19 protein-coding genes are annotated in these 13,141 nt (G+C 65.7%); 8 read left to right on the top strand and 11 right to left on the bottom strand.

What is annotated here, in order from left to right; genetic code table 11:
* Position 1: 1 nt before the first annotated feature.
* Positions 2-496 (top strand): GreA/GreB family elongation factor, encoded by a 495-nt coding sequence (locus P8R42_09900; GenBank protein MDG2304955.1) that lies wholly within the window; start codon positions 2-4, stop codon positions 494-496.
* Positions 497-542: 46 nt separating this feature from the next.
* Complete coding sequence (locus P8R42_09895; protein ID MDG2304954.1) at positions 543-1,064, top strand: nuclear transport factor 2 family protein; 522 nt, start codon at positions 543-545, stop codon at positions 1,062-1,064.
* 70 nt (positions 1,065-1,134) lie between these two features.
* Here the strand turns inward: P8R42_09895 and P8R42_09890 are convergent, their stop codons facing one another.
* The 6 genes from P8R42_09890 to P8R42_09865 form a co-directional block, all read right to left on the bottom strand.
* Positions 1,135-1,443, bottom strand: coding sequence for a hypothetical protein (locus P8R42_09890; GenBank protein MDG2304953.1), 309 nt, complete (start codon positions 1,441-1,443; stop codon positions 1,135-1,137).
* Positions 1,444-1,506: 63 nt separating this feature from the next.
* The gene (locus tag P8R42_09885; GenBank protein MDG2304952.1) at positions 1,507-1,638 is read right to left on the bottom strand and encodes a hypothetical protein; all 132 of its coding nucleotides are present in this window, start codon (positions 1,636-1,638) and stop codon (positions 1,507-1,509) included.
* An 11-nt stretch (positions 1,639-1,649) separates the two neighbouring features.
* A complete protein-coding gene (locus P8R42_09880; protein MDG2304951.1) occupies positions 1,650-2,492 on the bottom strand; it encodes an LLM class F420-dependent oxidoreductase in 843 nt (280 codons plus the stop codon).
* A gap of 32 nt (positions 2,493-2,524) precedes the next feature.
* Positions 2,525-3,625, bottom strand: a complete 1,101-nt coding sequence (locus P8R42_09875) for an MBL fold metallo-hydrolase (protein ID MDG2304950.1) — start codon at positions 3,623-3,625, stop codon at positions 2,525-2,527.
* A gap of 567 nt (positions 3,626-4,192) precedes the next feature.
* The gene (locus tag P8R42_09870; GenBank protein ID MDG2304949.1) at positions 4,193-5,098 is read right to left on the bottom strand and encodes an SDR family oxidoreductase; all 906 of its coding nucleotides are present in this window, start codon (positions 5,096-5,098) and stop codon (positions 4,193-4,195) included.
* Positions 5,099-5,199: 101 nt separating this feature from the next.
* Positions 5,200-5,406 (bottom strand): YheU family protein, encoded by a 207-nt coding sequence (locus P8R42_09865; protein ID MDG2304948.1) that lies wholly within the window; start codon positions 5,404-5,406, stop codon positions 5,200-5,202.
* 100 nt (positions 5,407-5,506) lie between these two features.
* On the opposite strand from P8R42_09865, the gene P8R42_09860 reads away from it, so the two are divergent.
* The 4 genes from P8R42_09860 to P8R42_09845 are packed head-to-tail and all read left to right on the top strand — an operon-like array spanning position 5,507 to position 6,676.
* Positions 5,507-5,800, top strand: coding sequence for a hypothetical protein (locus tag P8R42_09860; GenBank protein ID MDG2304947.1), 294 nt, complete (start codon positions 5,507-5,509; stop codon positions 5,798-5,800).
* A gap of 10 nt (positions 5,801-5,810) precedes the next feature.
* The gene (locus P8R42_09855) at positions 5,811-6,191 is read left to right on the top strand and encodes a hypothetical protein (protein ID MDG2304946.1); all 381 of its coding nucleotides are present in this window, start codon (positions 5,811-5,813) and stop codon (positions 6,189-6,191) included.
* Between the two features lie 23 nt (positions 6,192-6,214).
* Positions 6,215-6,370: a hypothetical protein gene (locus P8R42_09850; GenBank protein ID MDG2304945.1), complete on the top strand. Its 156-nt coding sequence runs from the start codon at positions 6,215-6,217 to the stop codon at positions 6,368-6,370.
* Between the two features lie 27 nt (positions 6,371-6,397).
* Positions 6,398-6,676, top strand: coding sequence for a hypothetical protein (locus P8R42_09845; GenBank protein MDG2304944.1), 279 nt, complete (start codon positions 6,398-6,400; stop codon positions 6,674-6,676).
* Between the two features lie 21 nt (positions 6,677-6,697).
* On the opposite strand, the gene P8R42_09840 is transcribed toward P8R42_09845, so the two are convergent.
* Positions 6,698-7,069 carry a copper-binding protein gene (locus P8R42_09840; GenBank protein ID MDG2304943.1) on the bottom strand — a complete coding sequence of 124 codons (372 nt, stop codon included), beginning with the start codon at positions 7,067-7,069 and terminating at the stop codon, positions 6,698-6,700.
* Between the two features lie 80 nt (positions 7,070-7,149).
* On the opposite strand from P8R42_09840, the gene nudC reads away from it, so the two are divergent.
* Entirely contained in the window at positions 7,150-8,058 is a 909-nt protein-coding gene (gene nudC / locus P8R42_09835) for an NAD(+) diphosphatase (protein ID MDG2304942.1), read from the top strand.
* Positions 8,059-8,116: 58 nt separating this feature from the next.
* Positions 8,117-8,413, top strand: a complete 297-nt coding sequence (locus P8R42_09830) for a hypothetical protein (protein MDG2304941.1) — start codon at positions 8,117-8,119, stop codon at positions 8,411-8,413.
* Positions 8,414-8,549: 136 nt separating this feature from the next.
* Here the strand turns inward: P8R42_09830 and P8R42_09825 are convergent, their stop codons facing one another.
* From P8R42_09825 to P8R42_09810, 4 genes are all read right to left on the bottom strand, one after another.
* Positions 8,550-9,320, bottom strand: coding sequence for a TSUP family transporter (locus tag P8R42_09825; GenBank protein MDG2304940.1), 771 nt, complete (start codon positions 9,318-9,320; stop codon positions 8,550-8,552).
* A gap of 6 nt (positions 9,321-9,326) precedes the next feature.
* On the bottom strand, positions 9,327-10,640 hold the full coding sequence (gene xylA / locus P8R42_09820) for a xylose isomerase (protein ID MDG2304939.1): 1,314 nt from the start codon (positions 10,638-10,640) through the stop codon (positions 9,327-9,329).
* A gap of 38 nt (positions 10,641-10,678) precedes the next feature.
* Positions 10,679-12,145, bottom strand: coding sequence for a xylulokinase (gene xylB, locus P8R42_09815; protein ID MDG2304938.1), 1,467 nt, complete (start codon positions 12,143-12,145; stop codon positions 10,679-10,681).
* A gap of 85 nt (positions 12,146-12,230) precedes the next feature.
* On the bottom strand, positions 12,231-13,040 hold the full coding sequence (locus P8R42_09810) for a hypothetical protein (protein ID MDG2304937.1): 810 nt from the start codon (positions 13,038-13,040) through the stop codon (positions 12,231-12,233).
* Positions 13,041-13,141: the final 101 nt, after the last annotated feature.

Raw genomic sequence — 13,141 nt, 5'->3', positions numbered from 1 at the left:
CGTGACCACCCAACCGGAGAAGGCGGAGATCGTCGCCGCACTGCGCGACCGCGTGCGAACGCAACTCGAGGCGCTGACCGAGTCACAGCAGGCGTCCCAGGCGGGGGCTGCCCACGCGGAGGCGCGCTCGGAGCATCCGAAAGACACCCGCTCGACCGAGGCCTCGTATCTAGCGCGCGGCCTCGCCGATCGCGTCGGCCAGCTGCAGAGCGCGATCATCGGTCTCGCAGAGTTCGCGCCGCCGGCACTCCCGCCCGCTGCGCCGGTCGCGCTCGGCGCCCTCGTCGGAGTGGAAGACGAAGACGGTGCGACGACGGTTCACTTCCTCGTGCCTCAAGGCGGTGGCGAGAAGCTTCCGTTCAGCACTGGCGTCATCCAGGCGCTGTCGCCCGCTTCGCCGCTCGGGCAAGCGCTGCTCGGCCGCCGGGCCGAAGACGAATTCGAGGTCGACCTCCCGCGCGGCCGCGTCCCGTGCACGATCTCCTGGGTGCGGTAGTCCGCTCGTGGTCTTCTTCCGCCAGGGATGGTAGCGCTCCGTCCGCATGAGCGATTCCATCGAAGATCAAGTACGAGCCCTGACCGAGCGGGTCGACCGGGTTCAGGACGAGTTGGCCATCCATCGCCTCATCGTGCGCTACGGCCTGGCCGTGGACGCCGGCGAGCCCGAAGCCGCCATGGAGTTGTTCACCAAGGACTCCCAGTACGAAGTGCACGCGATCGGCGCGAAAGACGGCGACCCAGGTCAGACCCTCGTCATGCGCGGCCGCGGCGCCGTCGGTGAGATGGTGCGCTCCGAGGCCCACCAGAAGCTTCTCCCCAACGCGGCCCACACCATCGGGCCGGCCGTCGTCAATGTCGACGGCAACAACGCGACCGCGACGGGCTACACCCGAATCTATCACAAGGACGGGGACGACATCCGTATGATCCGCATGGCGGTCAACCACTGGGAACTCGTGAAGCAAGAGGGGCGCTGGTGGGTGCACCGACGCTACTCTCAGATCCTCGGCGCCTCCGACGTGCAAGACCTGATGCGCAAGGCTCTCGACAAGCCGTTCGCGTAGTTGCGCGGATGAGGACCACGTTCGGATCGGCCACCCGCGCGACCCGATCCGCCAACGACAGACCCATGAACTATTCTGCCGGGAGACTCAGGGTCGTCTCCGGAAGCCAGATCACCCACGCCACGGCAAGGGACCATGTGGCCGCGCCGACCAAGCCGGTCCACAGAACGAGTCTCGGTGCGTAGCTCAGCGCCGACAGGCCGACTCGTCCGCAGAGGTAGAGTTCATTCGAGAAGCGCAGCTGTATCTGCGGAGGGAGTACGGGCGCGTCGAAGGGATTGGCGACCAACACGGCGATCACCACGGTCGCGGCATCCACGACGGCCTGCACGTAACGCCAGCCGAGGCCCAGGCGACCGCGCTGTACGAATAGCGGCACGCTGCCACTCAGCGCGATCAATCCGATGAGGAACAGGCACCAGAGGCCGACCGGAAACGCGTTCTAGATCGTCACCCAGCCCGCGATGATCGCGAGCCCAATCAACCGGACGCGCATGGCGAGAGCGAGACCACGCATCTCTTCGGCTGCGAGTGCCTGCAGGACCGGGTCTTCCCGCGGGGCCGTCGCGGACATCTGCGCGCGGTTCAGCCGATCTCGTCGCGCAACTGTACGAAGCGATCGAGCAGCGGCAAAATCTCGTCCCGCGGTGCGGGCGGCAGAGCAAAGACCGCGCGCGACACGCCCACGTCCCGGGAACCCGCCAGCGATTCCGCCTTCCCGGGTGCACCGAAGAGGGTTACGGGCAGCTCTTCGCGGCCGGCGTCTCGGCACATCTGTTTGAAGTCGGCGATCTGCGAACCGAGGACCTTGCGGCCGGGGTTGATGGGTACCCAGCCGTCACCGTACCGAACGGCACGCTTCGGTCCGTGCGGATGCATGCCCGCAACATGAACGGGCGGACCGCCCTTCTGAACCGGCTTCGGCCAGGCGTAGATGGGATCGAAGTCGACAAGGTCGCCGTGGTACTCCGCCTTGCTCGTTTTCCAGATCGCCTTCATCGCCTCGATGCGTTCGCGCATGAGCTTCCAGCGGCCCTTGAAATCCTTGGCCCCGTGATTGGCCGCCTCCTCCACGTTCCAACCACCGCCCACACCGAAAAGGAAACGCCCCTTCGAGATCTGATCGAGACTCGCGACGCTCTTGGCCGTCTGAATCGGGTCACGCTGCGGCACGAGGCAGATCCCCGTCCCGATCTTCAGGTTCTTCGTCACGGCGGCCGCAGCGGACAACGTGACGAAGGGATCCATCACGTCGTAGTACATCTTCGGCAGATCGCCGCCGCCGGGAAACGGCGTCGCCCGGCTCGTCGGGATGTGCGAGTGCTCGGCAACCCAGAGCGATTCGAACGCGCGCTCTTCGGCGGCGAGTGCCAACTCGACCGGACCAATCGACGAATCGGTGAAGAAGATCGTGAGGCCAAGTTCCATGGCCCCGACCTATCACCGGCCCCGATCGATTCCTAGATCTCGTAGAGGAGTTGGCCTCTGCCGTTCGACCGACGCTCGGCGTCGCCGAGGAGACGAATGTGCTCGAGGTGAGCATACGTCTCGCTCTCCGCCATCGAACCCCAGCTCCGTTCGCGGAACAGCTTTCGGCTGAACGCCTGGACGGTGGCCGGTCCGAGTTCCCGCGCAATGGCCTTCACTTTGTCGAGACGCTCGTCGTGGTGCGTCTTGATGGCTTCGCAACGGGCGGCGAGATCGTCGAAGGGATGCCCGTGCGCCGGCAGGGCCAAGTCGACATGCGGCAAGGCGGCAGCACGATCGAGCGAGTCGAAGAAGGCGGCCAGCGGATCCTTCTCCATCGACAGTCCGGAGATGTGAGGCGTGATCGTGGGCAACACGTGATCGCCCGCGAGAAACATCCCGTCTTCCGCGTTGTGGAGGCAGAAGTGGTCGTTGGTGTGACCCGGCGTGTGCAGCACGAACCACTCGCGTCCGGCAAGCCTCACGACGTCGCCTTGGTCGACCGGATCGGTGATTGGCGGGAACGACATCGCGCGACCGACGAGACGCATCGCCTGCCAACGCAACCGCATCTTGAGCGGCGGCTTCGGCTTCTCACCACCCCACGGGGTCTTGCCCTTCCAGCCCTTGGAGGACGACTTCACCACGATAGGCGAACGCTTGCCGAACTCCTCGACACCGGGGGCTTGCACGCCGTGGCTGTGGCCATGCGCGTGCAGGTCGTCGACCGAGACTTCGGGTTCCGCGGGCGCGCCACCGAAGCTGAACGCGCGGTGCGCGATGACGCGCGCCCCCGACTCCTTCACGATCCGCCCCGTCCCACCGAAGTGATCCGCGTGCGAGTGCGTGACGATGACAGTGTGGATGTTCTTGACCTTGAGCCCGGCCTGACGAAGGCGATCCTGCAGCGCCGCGAACGAGCCCGGGGTCGGCAGCCCCGGGTCGACGACAGCCGCCCCGTCCCCATCGATGAGGGCGTAGCAGTTGACATGCCCCAGTCCCGGCATCGAGATCGGCAACTGCATCCGAAGGACGTCCTTCGCCACTTCGGTGACCTCGGTACTCGCGTCTTCCTGTTCCTGCCTCGTTCCCATGGTCATGATGCGAACGGGCCCGAGTGCAAGGGAGCGCGACCGCGATAAGTTTTCGTAGCTCCCGCGGCGCCCGCTCTCAACCAACGGCGGACTCGTGACGTGGCAGGGCCGTCAGGATAGGCGACCGAGCTATGCCAGGCCCGCACGAAGCAGGAGATCGTCCCCTTCTGGCCGTCACACGCAGTGCAGCCGCGATGCTGAAGTCTGCCCAATCCACAGAGGCCCTGCCCGAGGTCCTCTCGCTCGTCGGCGAGGCCGCGGTAGCGGACCGGACGTACGTTCATCGCGTCGTTGCTCATCGCGCGGCGAGCCGGTCCAGGGCGTGGCCCGCGACTTCCCCGCGCCGGAACGATCCGTCATAGAGCACTTCGGCACAGTCTCGGCGATCGCCGTCCAGGTTCTCGTCGAGGGAAGGCTCGGGGCAACGGTGCGGGTGCAGAGCGAACCCGGGTCGGGTTCGACGTTGTTCGTGTCCATCCCCGACCCCGCACCCCAGGGAATCCTGAAACGAGAAAAGGCCGCCCTCCGAGGAGAGCGGCCTTCTTCGCGAGCTCGCGAGGTGCGCTCTCAGCCGTTCGGCTTGTCGCCCGAGGCTGCCGCCTTGGCCATCGCCTCGAGCCGGTCGATCATCGGCATCTTCTCGACGCCGATTTGTCCGTCGAGCCGCTCGGCGATCTCGCCCGGAGACCAGCGACCGTCCTTGAACATTGAACGCTGCTCGGCCGGCTGGTTCCAGACGGCAATCTTGCCACCCGAGACGGTGTAGACCTGCCCCGTGATGTGACGAGCCTTGTCGCTCATGAGGTACACCGCCATCGGCGCGACATCTTCCGCGTCGCCCATGCCGGCGATCTCCATCGGCACGTTGGCGCTCATGCGAGTACGCGCGACCGGCGCGATGCAGTTCGCCGTGACGCCATACTTGTGGAGGCCAACCGCGGCGCTGCGCACCAGCGAGACGATGCCGCCCTTGGCCGAGGCATAGTTCGCCTGCGCGACCGAACCGGCGAACGCTCCGGAGGTGAATCCGATGAGCGTACCGCTCTTCTGCTTGCGCATGATGGCCGAGGCCGCCTTGAAGACCGTGAAGTGACCCTTCAGGTGGGTGGCGACGACGGGATCCCAGTCGTCTTCGGTCATGTTGAACAACATCCGCTCGCGCAGGATGCCGGCGACGCAGACGACACCGTCGATTCGACCGAAGTTGTCGACGGCCGACTGCACGATGCTCGCCCCGCCTTCCATCTCGGCAACCGAGTTCGCATTGGCAACGGCCTCACCGCCAGCCGACTTGATCTCGTCGACAACCTCGTTGGCGATTTCGCTGGTCGGCTCCTGGCCGTCCATCGAGACGCCGTAGTCATTGACCACGACCTTCGCGCCCTCGGCCGCACAGGCCAGCGCGATCGCACGTCCGATGCCCCGGCCCGAGCCGGTGATGGCGACCGCCTTTCCTTCGAGAAAACCACCCATTCTGGAACCTCCTTAATAATTTGGCGCTTGGGGTATCCAGCAACCATAAGGAAGGGACGCGTCCGCCGAAAGTCGGGCGTTTCCGGAATTGAGACGACCGTTCAAACGGCGACGACGATGTTCGCGGTCCCGGTCTCGGGGTCGAACACCACCCGCGCCTCCCCCCGCTCGAGCAGCCCGTGGACGGAGGCGATCTTGGATCCGAGAGTGCGCTCGCTCACCCCGTAGTCGGTCCCGTCCCGCGTGACGAATTCCTCGATCAGCCCCTGCAACGCATCCTTCGAAAGCTGCGCGTAGGGGATGTCCACCGGTTCTGGCTTCTCTTCGCTCAAGGAGTCCGAGAGTAGCGCCGAGCGCCGCTCTGACCAAGGGGGCCCGCTCGTTCAAGATGAGAGCCTTCAATTCGCCATGCGACTACTGCTGCTCCTAGCGATGACCGTCGCGGTCCCTCTCCCGGGATGCACCCCGTCCGGTTCGGACCCCGTCGTGTCTCTCGACGAGGGTACGATCCGGTATGCGGATGAGGTTCCGCAGAAGGCCGAACTGCCGGACTATTGGCGGCCGGACCGGCGGCTGAAGCATCAAGAGGCGACCTACGAGCTCTCCCCGGATCTCGACGAAGCAACTGACGAGTTGTGGGCGGTGTTCCTTGCGCGGCTCGCCATGAACGCCGGCCCACGTCAACGGTTACTTCATCGGTGACGGTGGCAGCATGGAGCGGCCGCTCAGCCGAAACGCAAACCGCCCACTGCTCTCCAACGTGCCGACCGGCATGCTCCAGGCCGGCCGCAACGTGGTACGAATCCGCCTGGTGGTCGAGCCGGCGTTCTCCGGCATCCTCGACCCCGTACTCATCGGGCCCCACGCGGTCCTCCAACCGAGCTTCGAAACCCAATCGACGTTCACGGTTCTCGTCCCGCAGATCGTGGCGACCCTGTGTTTAGCGGTCGCGCTTCTCATCCTCGGCGTCTTCGTACGCGACGACGACGAAGGCGCGAACCCGTGGTTCGCCGCAGCCTTCATCCTCTGGGCGGTCGTCCTCACCCAGGGTTTCCTGCGCGACCCACCCGCTATGCCTTCGCGTCGTGGATAAGCTGGCGGGTCATCACGGGCACAGTGGCCGGGTACATCCTGCTCCTCGTCTACCACGCGACGACGCGGGGGCTCATCACGTACCCGAAGACCCTGACCACGGCGACCATCGTGGGCGCCCTATTCGCCGGCCACAATCTCGCTTCCGTGTTCTGGGGCGGCCCGATCTCGGGCTTCTGACTCGCCCCCTATGCCGCGTCGGTCGCCATGCTGTTCACGGGGTGGACGATCCTCGCGACGTTGACCAGTAGCCTCACCGAGGCCGAGACCCTGAACCGTGAACTCCAGAGACGCGTCCAGCACAAGCACGACCTCCTGGAGTCAAACTACCAGCGCCTACGGGTCCTCGAGCGCGAGTCGGCCATCGCGGCCGAGCGCGAACGCATCATGCAAGACGTCCACGATGGAATCGGCGGACAGCTCGTCTCGACGCTGGCACTCGGCGAGAGCGGAACCCGGGTACGACTCCGACTTGCCCTCGCCTGACCCGGGATCAGCGCACGGAATTCAATCCTCGAGTTCGAGCGTCGTGTCCTCCGGGAGAACTTCAAGCTTCGTGATCAACAGCGGCTCCGCACCGGTCCAACGCACTTCGAACGTGAACGCCACCTTGGTGCCGTCCTTCGCCCCGGCAGCCGAAACGCCCGGGCTGAACGCGAACGGCATCGCCATCGACTGCATCGTGGCGGCGTCGCCGTCGATCCCGATGAAGTTGGGAAGCTCCTCGTGCAAGATGATGATGTGAGCGTCGCTCCGACTCGGCAGGCGCTCCACGATCCCCCTCGTCGAGTAGGTATGATCCGCGGGAGGCAGGGGCGGAGCCGACTTCGCACAACCGAAGAGAAGCCCTGCGACGAGAACGATCGACCAGAAACGCATCCGGAGGGTCTACCAGACCCGGCCGGGGCTTCACGGGCCGACGCATTGAACGCCGGGGCCCGGTCGCCTAGCCTCCGATTGTGACTCAGCCGCATACCTTTGCCGGAAGCCCACTCGACCGTCTCGACCGCCACCGACGCGATCCCGACTGGATGGCCGCGCAACTCGAAGCCAAGACCACGAGATTCCTCGCCGTCTCGAAGTTGGCGCCGGCCGTTCAGGGGCAGGAGACGCCGGGCCTCGCCTGGTGCCGCTCGCATGTCCTCGACCTGCGTGCCCCCGGAAGCGAGCCGATCTTCCTCGGGTCGCGCGGCGATAAGATGCTGTTCGCAGTCGACGTCACCGGCGTAGAGCATCCGGGCGAGAAGCTCGGCCTGCGCGACGCCGAGTTCCCCGACCTCCGCGCCATTGCCACCCGACTCTCGGTCGAAGACGCTTCGATCGCAGCCCAGGCCCGCCACATGGTCGACTGGCATGCGCGCCACGGCTTCTGCCCCGGCTGCGGTCAGCCCACGCACGCGAAAGACGGCGGCTGGGCCCGCCAGTGCCCGAGTTGCGACACCGAACACTTCCCGCGCACCGACCCCGTCGCGATCATGCTGGTCTACAAGGACGACCGCTGCCTCCTCGGCCGCCAGCCGGCGTGGCCCCGCCCGTTCTTCTCCGCCCTTGCCGGCTTCGTCGAAGCCGGCGAGACGCTCGAGGAAACCGTCCGCCGAGAGGTCATGGAAGAAGCCGGGATCGAGGTCGGCGCCGTCCGATACCACTCGTCCCAGCCATGGCCCTTCCCCGCCTCGCTGATGATGGGCTGCATGGCCGAAGCAACGAGCGAAGACATCACCGTGGACACGTCGGAGCTGGAGGAAGCCCTCTGGTTCACCCGCGACGAGGCCCGCCAGTCGCTCCGCCGCCCAACGGACAAACTCGCGGTGCCACCGAAGATGGCGATCGCGCACCAGCTGCTTCGGGTGTGGGCGGAAGAGGGATAGACCACCCCGCACGAACCACGTCGGGCCGAGGCAGCGCCCACGCAGGAAAGAGGCGCCGATGTTCCAAGCGAGTACAATCCTCTGCGTGGGCATCAGGCTCGCCCTTGTGGCTGCGGCCTGCGGCGACAAGGAGAACACGGCCTCGACCGCCACAGCGCCGGCCCAGCGGGTGTTCTGCGGAGGCCACATCTACACCGCCAACGAGCAGCAGCCATGGGCCGAAGCCGTCGCAGTTTCGGATGGATGCTTCGGCTTCGTAGGCAGCAACGACGACGTTGAGCGGCATGTAGGCCCGGCGACCGCTCGTCATGACGTGGCCGGACGCTTGGTGATTCCGGGCATAGCCAGTGGATGAACTCCTTCACCCTTCAAGTGCTCGGTATGGATGTAGACACGCTGGACCCGGCGCCCTGGCTATCGGAGTTCGTCCGCGAGCCCGGCGGTGAACCAACCCGGTGGGTGAAAGAGTTCGCTCCCGTAGGTGTCGCCGGCTACCCTCGCACCCAGGCGGCGATGCAACTCACGATGGCCACCCCGAGCACGAATTTCCGCAAGGTCTCCTGACCCGTCGAAATCGCGAAGCGAACCGCGATCCGCGCGCCCGTCACCATACCCACCGCGAGGGCCAGACCGGGAATCCATCGGACCTGCCCCGCCCCGATGAAGACGAGGAGCGCCAATCCGGTGAAGGCCGTCGTCACCAGCAGCTTCAGCGCGTTCGCGCGGACCAAGTCGTAGCGCAACATTCCTCCGAACGCGGCGAGAAGAAAGATGCCGACACCCGCTTGCGCGAATCCACCGTAGAACCCCACCGCGACCAAGACGGGGATCGCCATCGGCGCCTCACTGAGCGTTCGTGGCGTACCCTCGGGCGGCGGCGCAAGGAGCGTCGGGCGAACCAACAAGACCACCGCGATCGTCATCATGGCAGTTAGCAGCACCGGCTTCAGGATGTCGTTCGGGAGGTATGCGGCCGTTACCGCGCCGCCGAGCGAGCCGATCAAGGTGGGAGCGGAGATCGCGAACGCGTTCGAGCGGTCGAGTCGTCCTTCGCGGTCGAAAGCCGTTGTTCCCGCAACGCCCTGCAGAAAGACGGCGACCCGATTGCTCGCGTTCGCAATGTGCGGCGGCAACCCCGCGAGCATCAGGACCGGCAGCGTTAGGAGTGAGCCTCCCCCCGCGAGGGTATTCACGAACCCGGCGACAACGCCGATCAGCGCGAACGCGAGGTACCACAGATATTCGTTGCCGGGTTCGACCACGCGGGCTCAGCGGACCCGGTTCACGAGATTCTCTAGCATCTCCTGGCGGCCCGAAACGGCCTTCGGCTCGAGGTTGGTGTCCAGGACGAGCGCGGAGAGGTCGTCGAGGCTCTTGCGCCCGGCAAGGATGTCTCGGCCGAGCTGCTCCTTCCAGCCGGCGTATCGCTCCTCGCGGAACGCATCCACGCGACCTTCCTCGATCAGCTTCTCCGCCTGGAGGAGGCCACGGGCCAGCGTGTCGACGCCCCCGATGTGAGCGTGCAACAGATCGTGAGGATCGATGCTCTGACGGCGAAGCTTCGCGTCGAAGTTGCAGCCGCCGGTCTTGAGGCCGCCCCCGCGCAGGATCTCGGTGAACGCGACCGTCATGTCCTCGGCGCTATTCGGGAACTGGTCGGTATCCCACCCGTTCTGCGGGTCGCCGCGATTCATGTCGACACTGCCCAGGAGATCGTTCGCGACTGCGTACGCCAGCTCGTGCTCGAAGCTCTTGCCGGCGAGCGTCGCGTGATTCACCTCGATGTTGAGAGCGATCTCGCGCTCGAGTCCAAAGCGCCGCAAAAACGCGTGAACGGCCGCCGAGTCGGAATCGTACTGGTGCTTCGTCGGCTCCATCGGTTTGGGTTCAATGAGGAGCGTCCCTTTGAAGCCAATCTTGTGTTTGTGCTCGACGGCCAGATGCATGAAGCGGCCGAACTGTTCGGTCTCCTGACGCAGGTCGGTGTTCAGCAGAGTGTCGTACCCTTCGCGGCCGCCCCAGAGAACGTAATTCTCGCCTCCGAGAGCGTGCGTGACGTCCATCGCCTTCTTCACCTGGGCGGCTCCGTACGCGAAGACCTCGGGATCGGGGTTCGTGGCGGCACCCGCGGCGAATCGCGGGTTGCTGAAGAGGTTCGCCGTTCCCCACAACAGCTTCACACCGGTGCGCGCCATCTCTTCCTCAAAGACAGCGACAATCTCGTCGACGAAGCCGTTGGTCTCGGAAAGCGTGGCGCCTTCCGGTGCAATGTCGCGGTCGTGAAAGGTGAAGTAGGGAGCGCCGAGCTTCTCGAACAGCTCGAAGGCGACCTCGGCTTTTCGATGCGCCGCGGGCATGCCACCGTCGCCCGTCCAGGGGCGGTCGAACGTGTCGCCGCCGAACATGTCCTGCCCCTGAAAGACGAAGTTGTGCCAGTAGCAGACGGCGAAGCGCACATGCTCTTCCATCCGCTTACCGAGCACCTGCGCATCCGGATCGTAGTGGCGATAGGCGAACGGATTGTCGCTCTGGGGGCCCTCGAAGGTGACCTTCTCGACTTGATCGAACAGCGGCGCAGACATGCTTGACTCCTCTGGAGTTGTGGACGAGGACGCTCAGCTCAGAGCGCTGCGAAGGATTCTTTCAGGCTATCGTAGAGGCGCCCATAGAGAGTGCGTCGTTCCGCGTAGCGCTGAACCAGCTCAGCCTCCGGTGCCGCTTCATGGTCGGCCGAGGGTGCGTGGCAGACGGCGGTCGGCTCTTCGCCGGTCGCGGCGAGCCGTCCGAGGCGCGCAGCCCCGAAGGCCGGCCCGAGCTCGCCGCCGGCGGCGTAGCGAAGCGGACGGCCGAGTACGCTTGCGAGAATTCGGCCCCAGAAATGGCTGCGCGCGCCGCCTCCGATCACGGTGACCGTATCGATCGTCGTGCCGGCGGCGAGGAGAGCATCCTGGCCGTCGGCGAGAGCGAACGCCACGCCTTCGAGCACGGCCCGGCCGAGATCGGCACGCGACGTATCGTGCGTGAGCCCGAAGAACACGCCCTTGGCTTCAGGGTCGTTATGCGGCGTGCGTTCTCCGGAAAGGTACGGAAGGAAGACGGCGCGAGAGTCGCGATCGGCCGACTCGACTTCGGCGAGAAGTGCGGCTTCGTCTTTCGCACCGGTGAGTGCGGTGACCCACGTGAGGCAGCTCGCGGCGCTCAGGATGACCGCCATCTGATGCCAACGTCCCGGGAGGCAGTGGCAGAATGCGTGCACGGCCCGTTCCGGGTTCGGGGCGTAGTTGCTGCCCGCGACGAAGTAGACGCCCGACGTGCCGAGCGACAAGAAGGCTTGGCCCTGGTCGATCACGCCGACGCCGATCGCGCCTGCTGCGTTGTCCCCTCCCCCGCCGGCAACGACGACGCCGGGGTCGACTCCCCACGCCTCGGCGACCTCGGGGCGAAGCTGCCCAGTCGGTGCGGAGCCCTCGAAGAGCTCGGGCATCGCGGCCTGGGTGAGGTTCGTCGCGGCGAGGAGTTCCGGCGACCACGCGCGCTTCGCGACGTCGAGCCACAGCGTACCCGCCGAGTCCGACATCTCGGAGGCATGATCGCCGGTCATGCAGAGACGAAGGTAGTCTTTCGGAAGAAGAACGCGTGCGACGCGCTTCGCGATGTCCGGTTCGTTCTGCGCGACCCATAGAAGCTTCGGTGCGGTGAAACCGGGCATCGCGAGGTTGCCACTGATCTCGCGCGACCGCCGCTCCCTCTTCTCGATCTCCGCACACTGCGCGGCACTGCGCCCGTCGTTCCAGAGGATCGCCGGGCGAAGGACTTCGTCTCCGTCGTCGAGCAGGGTCGCGCCGTGCATCTGGCCCGACAGACCGATACCTCGCACGGCGGCGAGCTCCTTTGCGTGCGAGCCACGGATCTGGGCCACACTCGCTTCCGTCGCCGTCCACCAGGCGGCCGGGTCCTGTTCGGACCAAAGGGGCTGCGGTCGGCTGACGTCGAGCGGCGCGGTCGCCTCGGCCAGAACGTTCTGGTCGTCGTCGACCAGGAGTGTCTTTACGCCCGAGGTTCCGAGATCGATTCCGAGAAACGGCACGCGATCGATCTATGCCCACCGGGGCTGAATCTCAAGGCGGACCCGAGCCCCCGATGAGGGCCGCGGTGAAACCTAGTGCGCCGCACTAAATCGTCGTCGAGCTGATCAGAACGTTCAGGAACGGGTTGTCCGCGTCGCCGGCAAACTCCTCGGCGAGCTCTCGGACGGCTTGGTCGAGGCGTTCCTGGAACTCCGGGAGGCGGGCTTCGTCGATGTGGAAGTAGTGGTCCCGGAGGTAGGTGTGCGTGTCCTTGTCGACGAGGGCGAGCTTGTCGAGCATGCTCTTTGCGAAGAGTGCGCAGAACTCGAGCGCGAGAGCCTGCTTCTCCGCCTGGCCCTCGGCGATGAAGTGACGGGCCTTCTTTCGGACCTTGCCGCTGCGGGTCTCGATGAGGTCGCGCTCCTTCAAGACCTTCTCGACCTGCTTCACCAGGGTTTCGGGGACTTTCGCGCGAGGCCGGCGACGGGGCGACGCCTTGAGCGTCTTGCGCCACCCGTCGGCCGCGACCCAGGTACCGTCGTCCGGAAGCGCGGCAATGCCCTGACTCAGAAGCACGGCGAGGTCGGCATCGTCGACGCCCGTCGGCGCACGCGGCGTCTGGAGAACCTTCTTCAGTTCGCGACCGAAGGCGTGGATCATCCGGTCGCGCCACAAGATCGCGAGCAGCTCGTGGGCATCCTCCTTGCGGATGACGGCCAAGCGTCGGACCAGGGCCTCACTGGGGAACCGCTTCCCCTTCTCGATGTAACCGAGCATTACGGGGTCGACGGATTTGCCGAGAACCTCGTCGACAAAGCGCCGCAGAGTGTACTCCCGGCCGAGGAGGACCCGCGTCTCGTAAAAGACGTCCTTGATCCCCTTCATTGGCTTTCGGGCCGCAACCACGAAAGTCATCTTACCGAACCTCGGGAAACCGGCCAACCTAACAAATGTAGTTTGGCCGAATGAGTGGCTCAAATCATAGGGACGCGTGGGTGCCCCAGCATCTGATGGGG

The sequence above is a fragment of the Candidatus Binatia bacterium genome (assembly GCA_029243485.1).
Classification (GTDB): domain Bacteria; phylum Desulfobacterota; class Binatia; order UBA12015; family UBA12015; genus VGTG01.
This window is presented reverse-complemented; position numbering and strand designations above follow the sequence as displayed.

What these genes read in the sequence shown, in the direction of transcription:
- P8R42_09895 (MDG2304954.1), top strand. Translation starts at nt 543, where the DNA reads ATGAGCGATTCCATCGAAGATCAAGTACGAGCCCTGACCGAGCGGGTC.
- P8R42_09885 (MDG2304952.1), bottom strand. Translation starts at nt 1,638, where the DNA reads ATGTCCGCGACGGCCCCGCGGGAAGACCCGGTCCTGCAGGCACTCGCA.
- P8R42_09880 (MDG2304951.1), bottom strand. Translation starts at nt 2,492, where the DNA reads ATGGAACTTGGCCTCACGATCTTCTTCACCGATTCGTCGATTGGTCCG.
- P8R42_09875 (MDG2304950.1), bottom strand. Translation starts at nt 3,625, where the DNA reads ATGGGAACGAGGCAGGAACAGGAAGACGCGAGTACCGAGGTCACCGAA.
- P8R42_09870 (MDG2304949.1), bottom strand. Translation starts at nt 5,098, where the DNA reads ATGGGTGGTTTTCTCGAAGGAAAGGCGGTCGCCATCACCGGCTCGGGC.
- P8R42_09860 (MDG2304947.1), top strand. Translation starts at nt 5,507, where the DNA reads ATGCGACTACTGCTGCTCCTAGCGATGACCGTCGCGGTCCCTCTCCCG.
- P8R42_09855 (MDG2304946.1), top strand. Translation starts at nt 5,811, where the DNA reads ATGGAGCGGCCGCTCAGCCGAAACGCAAACCGCCCACTGCTCTCCAAC.
- P8R42_09845 (MDG2304944.1), top strand. Translation starts at nt 6,398, where the DNA reads ATGCTGTTCACGGGGTGGACGATCCTCGCGACGTTGACCAGTAGCCTC.
- P8R42_09840 (MDG2304943.1), bottom strand. Translation starts at nt 7,069, where the DNA reads ATGCGTTTCTGGTCGATCGTTCTCGTCGCAGGGCTTCTCTTCGGTTGT.
- P8R42_09830 (MDG2304941.1), top strand. Translation starts at nt 8,117, where the DNA reads ATGTTCCAAGCGAGTACAATCCTCTGCGTGGGCATCAGGCTCGCCCTT.
- xylA (MDG2304939.1), bottom strand. Translation starts at nt 10,640, where the DNA reads ATGTCTGCGCCGCTGTTCGATCAAGTCGAGAAGGTCACCTTCGAGGGC.
- P8R42_09810 (MDG2304937.1), bottom strand. Translation starts at nt 13,040, where the DNA reads ATGACTTTCGTGGTTGCGGCCCGAAAGCCAATGAAGGGGATCAAGGAC.